Origin of the sequence: Roseibium sp. SCP14 (assembly GCF_040329475.1) — a bacterium.
Classification (GTDB): Bacteria; Pseudomonadota; Alphaproteobacteria; order Rhizobiales; family Stappiaceae; genus Roseibium.
Genome location: NZ_JBDZYH010000014.1, coordinates 91,940 through 108,306, shown reverse-complemented (window position 1 = coordinate 108,306; position 16,367 = coordinate 91,940). Strand labels below are relative to the sequence as shown.

At 52.0% G+C, this 16,367-nt stretch carries 14 protein-coding genes; 6 read left to right on the top strand and 8 right to left on the bottom strand.

Translation table 11 applies throughout. From position 1 onward, the window contains the following. Positions 1-111: 111 nt before the first annotated feature. Entirely contained in the window at positions 112-2,109 is a 1,998-nt protein-coding gene (locus tag ABLQ08_RS31515; RefSeq protein WP_352950738.1) for a heparinase II/III domain-containing protein, read from the bottom strand. A 103-nt stretch (positions 2,110-2,212) separates the two neighbouring features. Beyond that, positions 2,213-3,067 carry an FkbM family methyltransferase gene (locus ABLQ08_RS31510; protein WP_352950737.1) on the bottom strand — a complete coding sequence of 285 codons (855 nt, stop codon included), beginning with the start codon at positions 3,065-3,067 and terminating at the stop codon, positions 2,213-2,215. 367 nt (positions 3,068-3,434) lie between these two features. Between ABLQ08_RS31510 and ABLQ08_RS31505 the strand changes: the two genes are divergently transcribed. After that, the gene (locus ABLQ08_RS31505) at positions 3,435-4,313 is read left to right on the top strand and encodes a glycosyltransferase (protein WP_352950736.1); all 879 of its coding nucleotides are present in this window, start codon (positions 3,435-3,437) and stop codon (positions 4,311-4,313) included. Between the two features lie 240 nt (positions 4,314-4,553). After that, positions 4,554-5,657: a linear amide C-N hydrolase gene (locus ABLQ08_RS31500; protein ID WP_352950735.1), complete on the top strand. Its 1,104-nt coding sequence runs from the start codon at positions 4,554-4,556 to the stop codon at positions 5,655-5,657. A 113-nt stretch (positions 5,658-5,770) separates the two neighbouring features. Here the strand turns inward: ABLQ08_RS31500 and ABLQ08_RS31495 are convergent, their stop codons facing one another. The 3 genes from ABLQ08_RS31495 to ABLQ08_RS31485 all read right to left on the bottom strand — a co-directional run bounded on the left by ABLQ08_RS31495 (position 5,771) and on the right by ABLQ08_RS31485 (position 9,141). Further along, positions 5,771-6,313, bottom strand: coding sequence for a YrhK family protein (locus ABLQ08_RS31495; protein WP_352950748.1), 543 nt, complete (start codon positions 6,311-6,313; stop codon positions 5,771-5,773). A gap of 185 nt (positions 6,314-6,498) precedes the next feature. Next, a complete protein-coding gene (locus ABLQ08_RS31490; protein WP_352950734.1) occupies positions 6,499-7,836 on the bottom strand; it encodes an APC family permease in 1,338 nt (445 codons plus the stop codon). Between the two features lie 369 nt (positions 7,837-8,205). Then, positions 8,206-9,141, bottom strand: coding sequence for a LysR family transcriptional regulator (locus tag ABLQ08_RS31485; protein WP_352950733.1), 936 nt, complete (start codon positions 9,139-9,141; stop codon positions 8,206-8,208). A 151-nt stretch (positions 9,142-9,292) separates the two neighbouring features. On the opposite strand from ABLQ08_RS31485, the gene ABLQ08_RS31480 reads away from it, so the two are divergent. Genes ABLQ08_RS31480 through ABLQ08_RS31470 form a run of 3 tightly spaced genes read left to right on the top strand, consistent with a single transcriptional unit; the run spans position 9,293 to position 11,701 of the window. Beyond that, positions 9,293-10,147, top strand: a complete 855-nt coding sequence (locus tag ABLQ08_RS31480; protein WP_352950732.1) for a HalD/BesD family halogenase — start codon at positions 9,293-9,295, stop codon at positions 10,145-10,147. Between the two features lie 32 nt (positions 10,148-10,179). Beyond that, on the top strand, positions 10,180-10,737 hold the full coding sequence (locus ABLQ08_RS31475) for an isochorismatase family protein (RefSeq protein ID WP_352950731.1): 558 nt from the start codon (positions 10,180-10,182) through the stop codon (positions 10,735-10,737). 52 nt (positions 10,738-10,789) lie between these two features. Further along, on the top strand, positions 10,790-11,701 hold the full coding sequence (locus tag ABLQ08_RS31470; RefSeq protein ID WP_352950730.1) for an NAD(P)-dependent oxidoreductase: 912 nt from the start codon (positions 10,790-10,792) through the stop codon (positions 11,699-11,701). A gap of 382 nt (positions 11,702-12,083) precedes the next feature. Here ABLQ08_RS31470 and ABLQ08_RS31465 read toward each other — a convergent pair whose 3' ends face one another. From ABLQ08_RS31465 to ABLQ08_RS31455, 3 genes are all read right to left on the bottom strand, one after another. Beyond that, complete coding sequence (locus tag ABLQ08_RS31465; RefSeq protein ID WP_352950729.1) at positions 12,084-13,067, bottom strand: aldo/keto reductase; 984 nt, start codon at positions 13,065-13,067, stop codon at positions 12,084-12,086. A 255-nt stretch (positions 13,068-13,322) separates the two neighbouring features. Beyond that, positions 13,323-14,375 (bottom strand): ABC transporter ATP-binding protein, encoded by a 1,053-nt coding sequence (locus tag ABLQ08_RS31460; protein WP_352950728.1) that lies wholly within the window; start codon positions 14,373-14,375, stop codon positions 13,323-13,325. Between the two features lie 7 nt (positions 14,376-14,382). Next, positions 14,383-15,018: a GntR family transcriptional regulator gene (locus ABLQ08_RS31455; protein WP_352950727.1), complete on the bottom strand. Its 636-nt coding sequence runs from the start codon at positions 15,016-15,018 to the stop codon at positions 14,383-14,385. A gap of 153 nt (positions 15,019-15,171) precedes the next feature. On the opposite strand from ABLQ08_RS31455, the gene ABLQ08_RS31450 reads away from it, so the two are divergent. Continuing rightward, entirely contained in the window at positions 15,172-16,350 is a 1,179-nt protein-coding gene (locus ABLQ08_RS31450; protein ID WP_352950726.1) for an enolase C-terminal domain-like protein, read from the top strand. The last annotated feature ends 17 nt before the right edge of the window (positions 16,351-16,367 follow it).

The window sequence follows — 16,367 nt, the reverse complement described above, 5'->3', positions numbered from 1 at the left end:
AGCAACGGAAACCCGAGCGCGTGAGCCCCGGTCGCATCCTCGATCCAGGTCCAAAAGCGGCCGGAGTTCATATTTCGTTTCCGACGTCCAGCAGCGTGAAGCGAAGCAAACTCACTCTAGCGTTGCATGCAATCGCCATTCGGCAAGCGGCTTCACTTCAACGTCTTTCATTTCTTGTGTTTCATTGGAAAACAGAACCGAAATTCGACGCATTCCGATTTCCGGGGTCTCGGTCAGTTCGATCATCAGTCTTTGAATTCCGGTGTTCGGATTTTGCTGGTCGCACATCGTATTGAACGGTGTTTCGCAGGGATTGGCGGAAACTACCTTGAACCGGGCCCTGGGAGGAGAAAGGATTTCTGCGATCAATTGCTCTCCCTCCTGCCTCAGCAAAGCTCCGTGGCCATCAAGTTCCACTTTTGCCTCGGTATGCATGGTCCAGCGTATTTTGCCGGAAGGGCTGTTCGCAATTTCATCCTGAACAAGGACCGTATCGTCGTTGATGAGGGCGACGCCTCGTCTCGTGGAGCCAGTCTTGAGACCATAGGGATCGGACAGATCGGCAATGGCGAACTTGAACCCGGAGAACTGCGCAAAATCTTCGATAAATGCGCGGCCAGTCGGACTTTGGTTGGCGTTGTCAAAGGTCAGTGTGTTCTGGCCGATAGTCGCGGTTCTGTAGTATCGGAAGCGCTGTGCGGTGAAGTAACCCGGAAGGTTGTAATTCCCCGAGCCGAGTTCGACGGCCCACCGGACGCCTTTTGCTTCGATGACAAATGTTCCGGCGTCAAGGTTGTTGTGATGACTTTGCAATGGCCCGGCCTTGAAGCCGACGTAGGTCGCATCAGCGCTGTTCCAGGCCGAGCGCATTGCAATCAGTCCAAGTCCTCCAAACCACAGAGCTCTGGGCTCACGGACTTCCGGGCTGACACCCTCACTGCGTCTCCAGATCAGATTGTAGGCGGGATGAGAGGATGCCGGAGCGCCAATTTTCCGCCAATCGTAGTCCGGACGGCCGAAACGCGTTGACAGCCAGGGCAAAACAACCGTGTCGGTTCTCGTATCGCTATCGCCGTAATTGAACAGTTTTCCGGTCGGTCCGGTAAGATGCATCAGATAGTCGCCGAAGCCCGGAAGACCGACGGCCTCGGACAGGTCGAAGTCGTCTCCGTAAACGCTCTCGAGCGCCCCGATGAGCAGTGCTGCGTCTCGAGCAGATAGCGCACCATACATGGGGCCTTCCGGCCAGGCACCGTCCGGGGCAAACAGAGCAAGTCCGTTTTGCAGCGATGACTGCGCACTGTTCAAGACCTGTTCTGACAATTCGGGATTGTCGTGCGACACGGCAATCGCGGCTATCAACATTCCCGCGTTGCAGGCGATGTTCCAATTGAACGAAGAGACAGGCCAGACGATGTCTGCCGTTGAAGTTCCGTCAGGCAGAGTGTCGGGAACAGAAACTGGTGGCATCCACTCGTGCGGCAAAACCCATCCGCTATCGAAATAGCGTTTGTCACGCTCATAGATCTCGACGCCGTTTCGTAGGCCTTTGTTGATGAGAGCCGACCTGATGACACTCCGTTCCTCATCTCCAAGAGTAGGGGCGAGCCAACTGTAACCAAGCGCCACCGCCAATGAGATCCTGCTAAGTCCCAGAAAATGGGCAGGGTTCCAGGATGCCAGCCGGGCAAGTCCCATAAGCTCCATTTTACCGCGTGCACTGAACTTCTCGTCACCGGTCAAACGCCAGGCCATTCCCAGCGTCGTCACTCGTTCAACGGTTTTCTCACCAAGTTCTGGTAGAGCGTCCAAGTCACCATTGAACTCGCTTAGAAAAATTTCTGCGATGGTCGGACCGCTCAAATGAGAATTGGCTTTCGCGAGAAGAGAGCTGATGTCCCTTTCCAGGTCTGGGTAACGGGCACGATCTCTCTGAAGGCGAGCAATCACATCATCCGTCAGCAGTATCTGAGGAATGCCGGAAACAGTGCTTTGAGTTGAAGGAAGGCTCGTTTCAGATGCTTGTGAAGCGGCTGCTGAAGGTATCGTCTCTCCCGGCAAGACAGCCGATGCCGTGATTGCCAAGACGGTGATTGCTAATCTTTTCAAACACATTTGACCTACTCGACGTCAGCTTCAATACAAGCCGCAGATCAGACCGGAAATCTCCAAGATCCATTGCCAAACGGGAGCACCTGTTCGCAAAACACGCTCAATCGATCTCAGAATACAGCTTGCCGATAGAACCCAGGAGCATCTCTTCTTGCCAGTGTTCTATTATCTTTTTTACCGGCTCTTTGTGTAGCTTGGAGTGATGAACGAAGATCGCGTTGTATTGCCACTCAAAGCGTTGGACGTCTCGAAGGATCGGTACAAATCCGAGTGGAAGCAATATTTCCATGATTTGCAGATCAGTTTTCTGTTCTTCCCATCTCTGCCGCGTTTCCATTTCGATGTAAATCGCTTCAGTGACGCAGAGTATTTCGAGAGCGCCTTCTACGACTTCTCCGGCATGGCCTTCAACATCGATCCAAAGAACGCAACTTTCCGGAACCTTCTCCTTGAACTTGTTCAGGCTCGTCGTGTGGACTTCGTATTCCTTGAAGTTCTTGTAGTTTTTGTCCCGTGATAAACTGCCGAGTGTCTTGGCATATTTTCCATTATCTTTAATTGGTACGTGAAATACAGTATTGGACGCTTTTTCGGAGATTGCCTGATTTAGATAAACAACACCGCTTTCCTCAACTTCTTTCTCGTATTTTTCGAAAACGATCGGGTTAGCCTCGAAAGCGTAGCAATTGGCATTTTCAATTTTCGAAGCAATTTCCATGCTGAACGAGGCCTCGTGAGCGCCGATTTCGAAAGACGTCGTGATATCCAAAGCTTCAACGAGACTTACAAAGGAGGTTTCAAGCCTTCGCGTCACGTATTCGCGATACAGTTGATCACTCTCAGGCCCTGAGGCCAAATTGGTGGAAGACGGTTTTCTTCGCTCAAGAATACGTTCTTGCAGATTCAAGTTTTGAGATGCAGCCGATAAGGCAACTTTTTCTTCTTGAGAATTCAACCTTTATTCTCCCTGAAACTGATGTTTTCTATCGCTTTCTAAAAAGCACCATATTTTCATTCCAGCCTGATTTGGTTCAAAGCGCTTGGAGCAACAGGGTACGAGCCAGAACTCTCACCAGGACCCAATCTGTTTTGGTGCCGCATGTCAATCTGCTCTAATCCAAGGACTGTTTTCCATCATATGTTTGACCTGCCAAATTAAGACTTTTAGCGGGAACATAACAAAAAAACTTCCCATTACATACTTCATTGCGACTTTGAGTTGTTGTTTTCGGATTTCAGTCGTAACATAATTGAATGTCTATGGGCTTCAATTATTCTATTATTCATCAAGATCCTATCTGGCAATAACAGGTCAAGTCAAAATGGCGATTATATTTCAGCTGCGCTACAGTATAATTGTGAATGATAGAAAAGATCATTCAACCATGGATTTTAAAATCGCTTCAGGGTTGACATTTGACGAATACGCAAGCGCTCTGTTTTCTCCAGAGCGGTTGGATGTCCACGAACATATGTTCAAGCATATAACCTTGCCGTCTCTTCTGCGGCAGATGGAGCGTTTCAATGACCATAAGGTAAGACTCTTCATATACGTTTCGGAATTGCTCCCGAAGGAATACCGGCAGCGCCTGGATCGAATGATCGACGGGCATAGCTGCATTGAGCTGATTGCAGTTAATCCGGATCACCCACCGAATTTCTCTCAAGATGTCGAGAGGTTCCTGGATAGTGGTGATGAGAGTGCCAGGGCTCAGCGCAAGGTAACCGTTGCAACCGCGCGCATAGATGACGACGACGCAGTCAGCAGGAACTACTTGAAGAACTTGTCGCTATTTTTAAGACCTGAATATAGTGGCATGTGCGTTTCGTTCATAAACGGATACCTGGCGACATTCGGCATTGAAAGCGGGAAGCTGGAAGAGATCATCGACTATTGTTATCCGTTCAACGCACAAGGACTGGCCTTTATCAACGTCTATGATGCTTCCAGCAGATCATGGGAGCACGACCCAAAAACAGTTCTTGAACTCGGGAGTCATCTGAAGGTCTGTGAACGGGTCCCCGTAATATGCGATGGACGCCAACCTTCGTTTCTTTTGGTTCACCATCCCGAAAGCGATAGCTTCAAGCGCGAATATTTGAAGAAGTTGCTTGATGCGAGCGAAAGAACAGATCCGGCTAAGATACAAGAGCTGTTTGAGTTGGATAGTGAAGTCTTGCAAGTTTCATCTTGCGTATGAAGTGACCGCGAAGACCCGATCTGCCAAACGTCAATCAGGATTTTGAATCTTGGCTGCCGATGCTCAACTTGGCAAAGCGAAAGCATGAGTTCTGGTGTCGGGTAATTGCGCCTCTATTGAGTGATCACTCAGGGGACATCCTTCGGCAGAAACAGCTTAGATCTGTTTCCCACTGCAATTTCGATTGATTTTCAAAGACTATACGGTTGGCAATATTCGTTTGAACAGGGAGGGCAGTCTGTGTGCACATCGCTCAGTTACAGGGACGCCGAAGATCGTGTTTACTGCGGACGCACGATGGAACTCGGCGCGCAGCTTGCATATGAAATTTCCTATGTTCCCGCAGGCCAAAGCTGGACGTCGGAAACGGTCGGTGACAATCCCCCGTTTGAATTTTCGACCCGACACGAAATTGTCGGCGTATTTTACGCACCGCCAAACGTAGACGGACCGCCGCGATCATTCCAGACGCATACTGTTGTGGACGGGATGAATTCGACCGGTCTTGTTTTCAACGTTCTGGCCTATCCGGATGCCGGAGGGCCTCCGTCGAACCGTCTATGCAAGGCATGTGTGTTGAACGTCATCGACCTGGGGCTCTGGGTGCTGGGGCAATTCGCTTCTGTCGCCGAAGTTCGCGCGGCGCTTGAAACGGTTTCACTGAGCCTGGAGCCGCTTGCCGGTCTGGATAGCCCGCCTCCCTTTCACTATTCGATTTACGACCGCACCGGAGAAGCCATGGTGATCGAGTTCCATAAGGGAGAGCTCACCATTTATGACAATCCGGTAGGTGTAATGACGAACGGGCCGCAATTCTCGTGGCATCTCATCAACATCAACAATTATGCGCATTTAAGCAATCGTGACCACTCGATCAGCAAGTTCGGAAAAATGGTGGTGCGCCAGCCGGATGCGGGAATTTCGATGGCAGGGTTGCCTTCCGACACAACATCGGTAGGGCGGTTCGTAAGAGCTGCCTATTTCGCTACCTTTGCAGAGAGGGCCGGCAATCCGGATGCCGCCGTGCGGACGCTGGGACACATCATGAACAACTTCGACCGGGTTCGTGGACTGTCAATTCTTGACCCTGCAGCAGGGGATGAATTCGGAGAAACGATGGGTTTTGCCGACGGGGAAACAGCAACTGAATTCACCACATGGACCCAGCTGTCCGACACAACACGAGGTCTGTATTTCGTCAGGGCCCACGAAGCGCTTAACTTTACCTGCTTCGATCTGAATACGCTCGTCAGTGAAAAACAAATACTCTCCGTACCGTTGGCGCGTTTGTCCGATATGGGCGGCGACGGCAGCGGATTTTTGAGTGAAGCAAATGCGGTTTGAAGATTAAACAGTTTGGTTGATCTGAGGACATGAGGTTGTCACCCGACTTTCGGCAGCAAAAGCCAGAGACGAGATCTGATATCTTCCCGCCGGCATATCCGCCTGTCAGCATTTCAGCCGTTGGAGAAAATCACTGAATTTCTAGCAAGACTGTACATTCTATCGTTGCGAGCCAGAACCAATGAACCGGGACCCAAAAACCGGACGCCAATGGCTTGAGTTTTTGGGTGGTGGAAACAGCGGAACTCTTCGCCATTGGCTGCAGTCTTCTGAAGCTTCGCTAGAGATCTTTGGATGGTGGTTGATGCATCGAGAGTTTCTGCGCGTCCTCGGTGATCTCTATCCAGATTAACGTCAGGTGCTCGTATTTTGCTTGTCTGCTGGCCACTTATCACTGGAGAAGCATTGATGGATGTTTCGTTGAGTTGAGCCGAATCACATTCACACCTGTGATTTGACGCACACCTGTGATTTGACGGCGACCTGCTACTGACCCATCGAATGAAGGCGAATTCCCTCAGGAGTTTGATGGTTGGTCTAAGTCCAAACATGATTGAGCCGACAAGAAACAGCCAAGTGCCTGCATAAGTAGTCGATTCCTTGAAGAACAAGATGCTGCCGACAACGAAAAGTGCCGCCGCGGAAAAGTCGACCAGCGTAAAGGCAAGCTCACAATATGCGCAAATCTAATGATGTCTTTTGCTGAGGTGTCAGTTACCGGGATGGAACAGCTTCATAAGCGCGTTCTTGTAAAAATGGGGATGAGACGACTGCTCTCCGGAAGTCATTCGAACTCCGGGGGGAGGGGCTCAATCTCGGGATCGGGTTGCAAGGTGTTGGACTAACCGAAATCTTGGAGAGACGATCGATGCGAAACTTGATGGACGGACGGCGAGATCACGCGCTTGGCAGCTTTGCGATAAACGATTTCGATCGCGAAAGAGACGGCAATCATGCTCGCCAGGATCAACAGATGGTAACGTGTCGCCTCAACGCGCCACACTTGCCAGCAAAGCGCCAGCAACGCGATGGCACAGGCAGCCATTCCAACCATTGAAATCCACGCCCGGCTGTCGGTGTCCTTTGCCCGTCTGACATTGGCATGGTTGACGGCGAAGAAAACAAGCAAGAACCCCGCACTACCCATTGTTGCGATTGCGTTGAGGGGCAGGAAAACCACCAGAAGAAGCGCTGCGATCGCGAACACAAACATCCCTTCGAGAGGTTGCCCCCTGATGTTGCGCTCCAGTTCTTCGGGAAGTTCACCCGATCTGGCGATGGTGTAAGTCAGCCGGCCGGCGCCGTAAAACGTTGCGTTGATCGCCGAGGTTGTCGCCAGCAAAGCGGCGATTGTTATGATGATGCCTGCAGGCCCAAGGAAATTGTGAGCTGCAATTGAAAGTACATTGTCTGAATTCGCCTTTATTTGATGAAAGTCCAATTGCCCCAGCACAACGATTGTAATCAACACATAGAGCAGGATGGCGATCAAAACCCCACCGATATATGCGACAGGAAGTGTTTTTCTAGGGTTTTCGACGTCCTTGCCTGCATTGGCGATGAGTTCGAACCCTTCGTAGTTCAGAAAGATTATCATCGCGCCGGCAACAAGTTCTATCGGCGGGACATAGTCTGATGGGGTCATTCTGCCCCAATCCAACGGAATTGCCAGTCCGGCGACAATGAATATTGCCAGCAGTGCCATCTTTCCTGCGTTGAAGAAGTTTTCAGACCTGATGACAAGTTGAGTGCCGAACAGATTGATGATCACCAACGCAATCAGCAACCCGCTTGCGAGTGCCCGAGTGAGGTAAGAAGCGTGATCAAAAGGCAGCAGGACGCTTGCATAACTTCCAAAAGCGTAAGCATAGACGGCAAGAAGAACCATATAGCTCATCGAAAGCAAAATGTTCAGCGCACCGGAAAACACACCTTCTCCAAAACCCTTTATCAGGAAGGTTACAGTGCCTCCTTCACTGGGATAGGTCAGGGTCATTCGCAGATAGGAATAGCTCGTCAGCAAAGCCACGATGCCTGCAACGATGAAAGCAATCGGTGCAGCCCCTCGGGTCAATTCGATCGTCAGGCCGGTCACGGCAAAAATGCCTCCACCGACCATACCGCCGATGCCGATGGACAGCGCAGAAAATGTCCCTATTTTTCCTTCAGATTTCGCCACTCAATACCTCTTGGTTCCGTGTCGCAAGCTCGATGCTCTGTCACACAATTCTTTCAGTTCGAAGCTGACTTTCTCAGCATTGGAGAGCAGATTGGAAACTCGTGACCATCCCACCGAACAAGTGAGTGTGCGACAACTTTGGGTCTCGCGCATTCTTTTTGAGACGCGACGAATTTCCGAAGTGCCGGTACTCACGATGTAGCGCGTTGATGCTTTAGCAAACTGCCGAGTGCCCGAAGGTCCAGAAACTGCACGAGACGGTCAGCGCAACAGGAATGATGCGAAACCCTTTGCAGCCTCAGTGCTGGTTGAAACTCAGGGTTTACAGGAAGGCAAGGTCTGGCGAGCGGTCTTTGGTCCTTTGACCGTTCATTGTGTTGTCGTTGATTCCAGACGCCTGCGCTGGTGAGTGAGGTGGAATTCCTCACCAGCATTCGAGAACTGGGCGCGCAGCCAGTGTTTGAATGCGTCCGCGGCGAACTTCTTTTCCCTTGTTACGGGGCGGTTCGCCAGATAATGCGCCTGACCAAGCGCCACGGGTTCCCCGACAATCTTAACTTGTTGCATTCTTGTGACTGCATTTGAAGCAAAGCGTTCGATTAGTACCGCGCATCCCAAATTTGCCGCCGCCATTTCCGTGGCTGCAACCGAGGTGTCGACGATCAATCTGTTGGATACGCTATTATGTTCAAGATCAAAAGCTGACAGATAACGGGCCCAATGATCGTCAAACCCCTGAATGTGAATTGGACTGATTTTTTTCAGATCAGCAACGGAACCGATGGAGCCGGCAGTCTCCAAACCGCAAATCGGCACAATGACTTCGTCGCTCAGTTTCTCCAGCGACTGCTGCACATATCTGTCGGGTGCAAGGACGATGTCGACATCGACACTCTGCACGTCTCGAGCATCAACCCAGATGGCGGTGACGAACTTGATGCTTATTCCCGGTTCAGACTGCTGAAATGTCTGCAGTCTGGGTGCCAGCCACAAGATCATTGCCATAGAGGCACGTACAACAATTGTGTTTTTCAGGTTCGGGCCGAACAGCCCGTTGGTCGAAAGGCTTAATGTTTCCAGGGCGTTCCGGACAGACGGCAGATAGGCTTTTCCGATTTCGGTTAGTTCGACACTCTTTGCTCGCCGTAGAAACAAGTCATGACCCAGTTTCACTTCCAGCGCTTTGATGTGCTGGCTGACTGCAGTTTGCGTCAAGCCAAGTTCCTTGCTGGCCGCGGTAAACCCACTAAGACGAGCGACGGATTCAAAACTTCGCAGCCAATTGAGGTTCAGGTTAGTGTCCATAGGTCATCCATAAATAAATTATGCTCATAGAGCAGGATTAATCTATTATTCTTTTGCATTCTCTCGTGTCAAAAATGTCGGAGAACAAATTCAGTCGCTGAGTTTGCACATTTCAGCGTCCTGATTCTTCGGCACCGGGGGAGAAAGTCACATGGCAGCTGCATTCAACGGGCATCTGGATATGGCGCTCAACCTGATTGATCTGGATCGGTATCCAATTGCCGATCTGAGCCAAGGTAGGGGCGCGGAATTCTTGCGATCTTGCCAGGAGCAGATGGAAGAATGCGGCTGGTGCAATTTTGATGGGTTCATCCGAGAAGACGCACTTGAGGCCTTGGCAAATGAGACCAATAACCTCTTGCCAACAGCGGAAACACTGACGATCAGGCGAACCATCTATCAGGGTGAAGTCGATCCGAATGCTCCCGCCGATGATCCACGGTTGAGGGAATACATGCATGTTGCCACCCAACTGGCCGACGATCAGATCCCACCGGAAACACTCCTTCAGCAACTCTATCAATCCGAGATTCTGACTAACTTTGTCCGTCAGGTGCAAAAGAAGAAAACTCTCTATCGATGTGCAGACGAGTTTCAGGCGCTGAACGTCGTCGCATTGCAACCGGGAAGCTGGCACGCCTGGCACTATGACACCACGGAATGCACGGTTACGCTTTTGCTGCAGGCTGCCGAAAAGGGTGGGGAATTCACGTTCATTCCGAATTCTCGCACGGATGACACGGAAGATTACGAGGCGGTCATCAGCCTCCTGAACGGTGACATGTCGAAAGCGAAGACATTCAGTCGCGGTGCGGGAGCATTCACACTCTTTCGCGGAGGCTACTCGCTGCACGGCGTGACCGAGGTGGTAGGCAGCCAGCCACGCGTGACCGCAATTCTAACCTACAGCGAAGAGCCCGGAACGGTGTTGGATGATGACGTCAATATCCGGATCTACGGCAAAAGAGTCGAACGTATCCTGGCGGAAAGACGTTCTCGCCTCTGACAAGTCGCTGCGAATTTACCTGGAGAAAACCGATGAAAACAGCACTTCTGGTTATTGATGTGCAAATGGCTCTCGCGCATGACGATGAGGCTGGCGCAGAACGCTCATGCCCTGATGCGGGGAACAACATTTCCACTCTCCTGCAAACGTTTCGAGACCTGGATGGGACGGTCATCCATATACACCATCACGGCCTTGATGCTGACGACCCGTTCAATGCCGAAGCCCCGGGGGCGGCCGTTCAACCCCTTGCGGCTCCCGCAGTTGGCGAGGCGGTGTATATCAAGAACGTCAGCAGCAGCTTCATAGGAACCACTTTGGAAAAGGACCTGCGCGCCGACAACATAGAACGTCTCGTCCTGTGCGGTGCCACGGCAAATCATTGCGTGGAGACCACAACGCGCATGGCAGGGAATCTGGGATTTGACGCAATCTACGTCTCTGATGCGGTTTGGGCTTATGCCGCAACCGGTCCCGATGGTGTCACGCATAGCGCTGAACAAATCCATTCTATCTCGCTTGCAAATATTGAAGGCGAATTCGCCACTGTGTTGTCAACGGAACAGGTGTTGGCGCTCGGCATCCAGTAGTCCTTGTTTCGTTCATTGGTGCTCTTCCGTTACTCAAGATCAGGATGTCGTCATGCGTATAGGTTTTATCGGGCTTGGAACCATGGGGGGTGCAGCCGCGTTAAATCTGATCAGAGGTGGTCACCAGCTGACGGTATGCGATCTGGATAAGACACGTGGTGAAAAGCACCTCGAACTGGGCGCAAAATGGGCGGACACTCCCGCCGAAGCTGCCATCGAAACGGACATTGTTTTTACAATGGTGTTCGGACCCAAACAGATTGAGCAAGTCATCTGTGGGCCTGACGGAGTGTTGTCGGCAATTGGGGCAGGTCAGGTCTGGATCGACATGACGACCAATCAACCTGAACTGGCTCGAAACCTGGCAGTTCGCGTAGCCGCAACCGGCGCTCAAGCTATTGATGCGCCTGTAACAGGCGCTGTGGATGGCGCCCGAAATGGCAACATGACCCAGTTCGCAGGAGGAGATGAGGCCGTAGTCGAGCGCGTGCGCCCAGTGATGGAGTTGATGGGCCCCGTGCATTACATGGGCCCTAGCGGCAGTGGATCGATTACGAAGCTGGCGAGCAACCAGCTGTGGGCCATACATGCTGCAGCCATGGGGGAAGCTCTGGTCATGGCAGTTAAATCCGGTGTCGATTTGCGCAGTGCCTGGGATGCTCTGAAGATTGGCGCAAGTGAAAGCTGGTGCCTGCATCATGACGCTCCTTCCGTGTTTGCCGGGCACTACGATCCGTCCTTTACTCTGGACTTGTGTCAGAAGGACCTCGACCTGATTGTGTCAGCTTGCGACACAGCCGGGACTGCAGCTCCAATGACCCGTCTTGTGCGCGACCGGTTCGAACTGGCACGAGTAACCTATGGCGGAGACAAGGGGGAACTTCACGTTGTAAAACTGGAAGAAGACGCCGCCGACATTTCTCTTCAACTCGAAGGAAATTGGGTTCCGCATTGGGAAAAGTGAGCAAAGAGCCACATCTGGTGATCGACAAAATTCTGCGGTTTTCCAGATGAATTCGCTATTTTCAGTTGGTTAGTGCAGGTGGCCCGAGCTGACCTTTCGAACTCGGATGTTCGCAGCTTCGGTGCCCTTTTTTCCGGATATTGATTTTATTCCACGCCTTTCAACCGTTTGCCAGCTGGGAGTTGCCGCGAAATCTCTTCAGGTTCTCGTGATTGTCGCACAGGTGCCAATGTGCGATCGAAGCGCCGATCTGACCCGGCAAGGTTCCTTGCAGCAAAGGTTTTGAAGCACCAGATTAGCCGTGAATTCTCTCAGGTCAGCCATCTTGCTCGCGAGAATGGATTTCAAGCAAGTGTTCGAATTGGCGCTGAAACGAACGATGTTATCGTTTCATTGCTGAGGATATGAATGACAATGTCTTCTCATCAATCGGCGTTTTGAGCGCAGCAATGTTTCTGCTCAAAGAATTCGGGTTGGCTGTGCCGACCAGAACACTCGCAACACCACCTCGGGAATAGGCAAATTGCAACGACGCCGCTGCCAGAGGCAGATCAAATTTCTCTGAAGCTTTGGCCAGTTCACCCACTTTTGCCAGAATTTCCGGACTGGCGGGCTTGTAGTCGAAATGCGCTCCCTCGACGGGGCCTGTTGCCAGAATGCCCGAATTGAAAACTCCGCCGAGCACCAAACTGGTCCCCCGCTCCTGGCAAAGGGTAACAAGACGATCTTCAGCGCTTCGGTCCAGAAGTGTCCAGCGGCCAGCGAGAAGGATCACATCGAGCGAATGTTCTCGAAGGATATCGACGCAAATCTCGTTTTCGTTCACACCCAATCCGAAGCCGCAGATCTTTCCTTCTGATTTCAGCTTGGCGAGATAAGGAAGGCCGGTATCCATCAGGTCCCGAAGATGTCGCCCGTTATCCGCGCCATGGGTACGTTCCCCAATGTCGTGAATGTAGACCAGGTCGATCTTGTCAATTCCAAGTCTTTCCCGGCTTCCTGCAAGGCTTTCCTCAAAACCGGCGGCGCTGTAGTCGTAGTGCCTCTCATATGGCAAGGGATTGATGAACCCGTCGGCCTCATCGCGGGCAGATCCGGGCCTCAGCACACGGCCGACCTTGGTAGACACAACGAATGAAAACCGGGCCTTGGACTTTAGAAAGCGCCCTAGCCGAACTTCTGCAAGACCTCGTCCGTAATGAGGAGCCGTATCGAAATAGCGAATGCCGTGCTCCCAGGCGCGCTCCAGAACTTTGTTCGCCGAGCTGTCCGTGATCTCCTGGTAGAGGTTGCCGATTGCGCTGCAACCGAAGGATACCGAGGTCAACTGAAGGTTTGCGGAGAGTATCGGACGGCTGTGGATCATGAGATATCTCTGATTGTCTGTTAAGTGTTCGAGGGGATTGTTCAGTTGTGATCGGCTACACGTCGATCGTTCTCACAGCCGCAAGACCGTGAGGGAAACCCATTGGGGTGGTTTCAGTTTTTCGTAGTCCCAGGTGTCGGCAAATGACATTGCGCGATTTGCCGAACTATTCTGGTGGACCGCTCATCGCATTTAACGCCGGCCTTTTTTACAATTGAAAGTCGCGGCGTCGCTTTGCCTCAAAGAGTTCCGGGGTCAGATAGCTTCTCCTGTATCGTCGCAGAAGAAATGATGTCTGCCCTTGTCAAATGTCAGACGCACCGGTGTTCCTGTCTCATAGTCGACACGTTCTTTGACACTCGCCAGAATTTCGGTTTTTCCAACTCTGAGATTAAGCAGTGTTTCGGCGCCTGTAGGCTCGACCAGTTCAACCACCGCGTACAACTCGCCATCGTGAGAAAGCGATAAATGTTCGGGTCTTATGCCCACATTCACTTTGCGGCTCGCCGGAAATGAGTTCTCGAGTTGGAGCACCTGCCCATCTTCCAGAACAACTTCTTTTTCACTAGCCACGGTCGCAGGTAAAATGTTCATCGAGGGGGAGCCGATAAACGTCGCGACAAATCGATTGGCCGGATGGTCATACAACTCGAGCGGCGAACCGATCTGGGAAATATTACCGCCCTCAAGGACTATGATCTTGTCAGCCATGGTCATGGCTTCGATCTGATCGTGCGTGACATAAACGATCGTGGTCTTCAGTTTCTGATGTAGCGATTTGATTTCCGCTCTCATCTTGACGCGTAGTTTGGCGTCCAGATTGGAAAGAGGTTCATCAAACAAAAAGACGGTCGGATCCCTGACGATGGCTCTGCCCATTGCCACCCGTTGACGTTGACCTCCGGAAAGCTGTCCGGGATATCGCTCAAGCAACTGTTCAAGCCCGAGAATCTTCGCGGCTCTGTCGACGGCAGTACGGATGGTTTCCTTGCTGGCCTTTTGCAGGCGAAGCGAAAAACCCATGTTTTCAGCAACAGTCATATGCGGATAGAGTGCGTAGTTCTGAAACACCATTGCTATGTTACGCTCTTTGGGCAAAAGGTCATTCACGACGCGCCCGCCGATGGAGATCTCTCCTCCCGAGATATCTTCCAGGCCCGCGATCATCCGCAGCAAAGTCGACTTTCCGCACCCCGAAGGCCCCACAAGAACAGCAAATTCTCCATCTTCAATTTGAGCATCGATGCCGTGGATGACTTGCAAACTGCCATAGGCTTTGACAGCTGAATTGATGTCTATGTGGGACATTGTTTCGTTATTTTCCTCGTAATGCGCGATTCATCGCAATGTCGATGTGCTCGCCAAGCGCTTCTGCAGCTTTAGGCCCATCCTGCGCCAGGCAGTGGTTCAATATGGTGAGGTGTTCGCCCAACGCCTCGATGGCGCGCTTTGGCGTCATCCGATTGCTGACCTTGATCAGGCGCAATCTGGCGGCGTTTATCTGATAAACTTCGGTGAGAAGATCATTGTCGCATTCCTCGATGATCTTGTCATGCATCTCCCAATCAACCTCGACCGCCCGCTCGAGCACTTCTTCCGACTGATCTGTCTTGGAGTTCTCCAGGACTTCTGTGGTTTTTTCGATCAGGTCGCTTACGACATCTTCATATTCGCCGGACGCAAAATTCAGGACGGCCTGAACTTCAAGAAACTTCCTCAGACCAAAAGCTTCCCGGATAAATTTGGTCGTGATATCGGCGATCTGAATGCCACGCTGAGGGTGCACTTTGAGCAGCGATTCATGCTCCAGCTTCTGAATGGCTTCGCGGGCCGTGCCCACTGGTACGCCAGCCAGGTTTGCGAATTCCTTCTGCGTAATGAACTGGCCCGGCGAGAGTTCACCCGACAAGAGCCTTTCCTTGAAATGCTGATATGCGGCGACGCGTGACATGAGAAACCCAGTTTTGTCCAAATTGTTGCTGTTGGCGCACGGGGTGCGAGCCAATCTCAACTAGGATTACTGCATTTTAATCAGGAATGACAGCACTAAGTCAACACATATTTAGCAGTAGACAATCACTGATTAATCAGTTATCGATTTCTTATGAATACAGAAAGCACGAGTTTCCATCCCATAAAATCAGCGCTTGAGATCGAGCGCATTGAGGCTTATGCGCTCGCAAGCCGGGTCGATGGCGGGCCGGTGTCGACTCTGGCTCTGATGCCTGTGAGGTGCGGCCTGGTTATCAAGATCACGGCTTCCGATGGGGCGTATGGCTGGGGAGAAGCCTGGTGCAACTACCCGCCCAAAGGGAACCTCGCGAAACTTTCCCTGCTTCGTGATCCGATCGCGCCTGCCCTCTTTGATGCCGAAGTTTCTTCCTGGCATGACCTGAGACCTGCCTTGGAGAAAAGACTCTGCAGAATGATGATCCATACAGGCGAATGGGGGCCCTTCGCACATTGTCTCGCGGCATTGGATATTGCGGCTGCAGATCTGTCCGCCCGGCGAGCAGGCATGGGGCTTGCTGGGTTTCTTGGTGCCCCGAATGCCCGGAATGCCAAGGTTTATGCAAGTTCTCCCGGAACTGAAAATGCAGAAGATCTGGCTCCAAAATTGACCGAAGACGGTCATACCGGCGTCAAGATCAAGATCGGCTTTGACCGCTCAGGCGATGCTGATGTTCTTGAGCGGTTTCGCGCCAACGACAAAGCACAAATGCAGCTGTTCGTGGACGCAAATCAGAAATGGAGCGTGGGCGAGGCGGCATCCGCGATTGCAGGCCTGGAACAGTTTGATGTCAGTTTCGTGGAGGAGCCAATTTTGGCTCTGGCGCCGCTCTCCGACTGGAAGAGGCTGGCAAGGACAGCGGCTCCGCCGTTGGCAGCGGGTGAAAACATCACATCCGCAGCCGCCTTCAAAAGACACGTCGATCAACAGTCCCTTGGTGTCATTCAACCGGATGTCGCCAAGTGGGGAGGCATCAGCGGAGCGCTGGATGTCGGCCGGTACGCCTTGAACCGGGGAGCCGGCTGCACCCTGCATTACATGGGAACCGCTGTTGGACTGGCCGCATCCTTGCACACATTGGGTGCGATTGGCGGTGAAGGAAGAGTGGAGCTCGACGCCAATCGAAATCCACTACGTACCGAATTGGGCTCAATTGATCTCAAGACAATGGATGGCAAAGTGCGCATTCCTCCTGGAGAGGGGATCGGTTTTGAGCCGGATCAGGAAGCAATGCACCGCTTTTCCATCGCTTCTGAAGACATCCGAAAATGAATACTTACGGGAGGAAA

Bases quoted from the DNA above. Each gene is read 5' to 3' on its own strand.
- ABLQ08_RS31485 (WP_352950733.1), bottom strand. From the start codon at position 9,141: ATGGACACTAACCTGAACCTCAATTGGCTGCGAAGTTTTGAATCCGTC.
- ABLQ08_RS31480 (WP_352950732.1), top strand. From the start codon at position 9,293: ATGGCAGCTGCATTCAACGGGCATCTGGATATGGCGCTCAACCTGATT.
- ABLQ08_RS31465 (WP_352950729.1), bottom strand. From the start codon at position 13,067: ATGATCCACAGCCGTCCGATACTCTCCGCAAACCTTCAGTTGACCTCG.
- ABLQ08_RS31460 (WP_352950728.1), bottom strand. From the start codon at position 14,375: ATGTCCCACATAGACATCAATTCAGCTGTCAAAGCCTATGGCAGTTTG.
- ABLQ08_RS31455 (WP_352950727.1), bottom strand. From the start codon at position 15,018: ATGTCACGCGTCGCCGCATATCAGCATTTCAAGGAAAGGCTCTTGTCG.
- ABLQ08_RS31475 (WP_352950731.1), top strand. From the start codon at position 10,180: ATGAAAACAGCACTTCTGGTTATTGATGTGCAAATGGCTCTCGCGCAT.
- ABLQ08_RS31505 (WP_352950736.1), top strand. From the start codon at position 3,435: ATGGCGATTATATTTCAGCTGCGCTACAGTATAATTGTGAATGATAGA.
- ABLQ08_RS31450 (WP_352950726.1), top strand. From the start codon at position 15,172: ATGAATACAGAAAGCACGAGTTTCCATCCCATAAAATCAGCGCTTGAG.
- ABLQ08_RS31470 (WP_352950730.1), top strand. From the start codon at position 10,790: ATGCGTATAGGTTTTATCGGGCTTGGAACCATGGGGGGTGCAGCCGCG.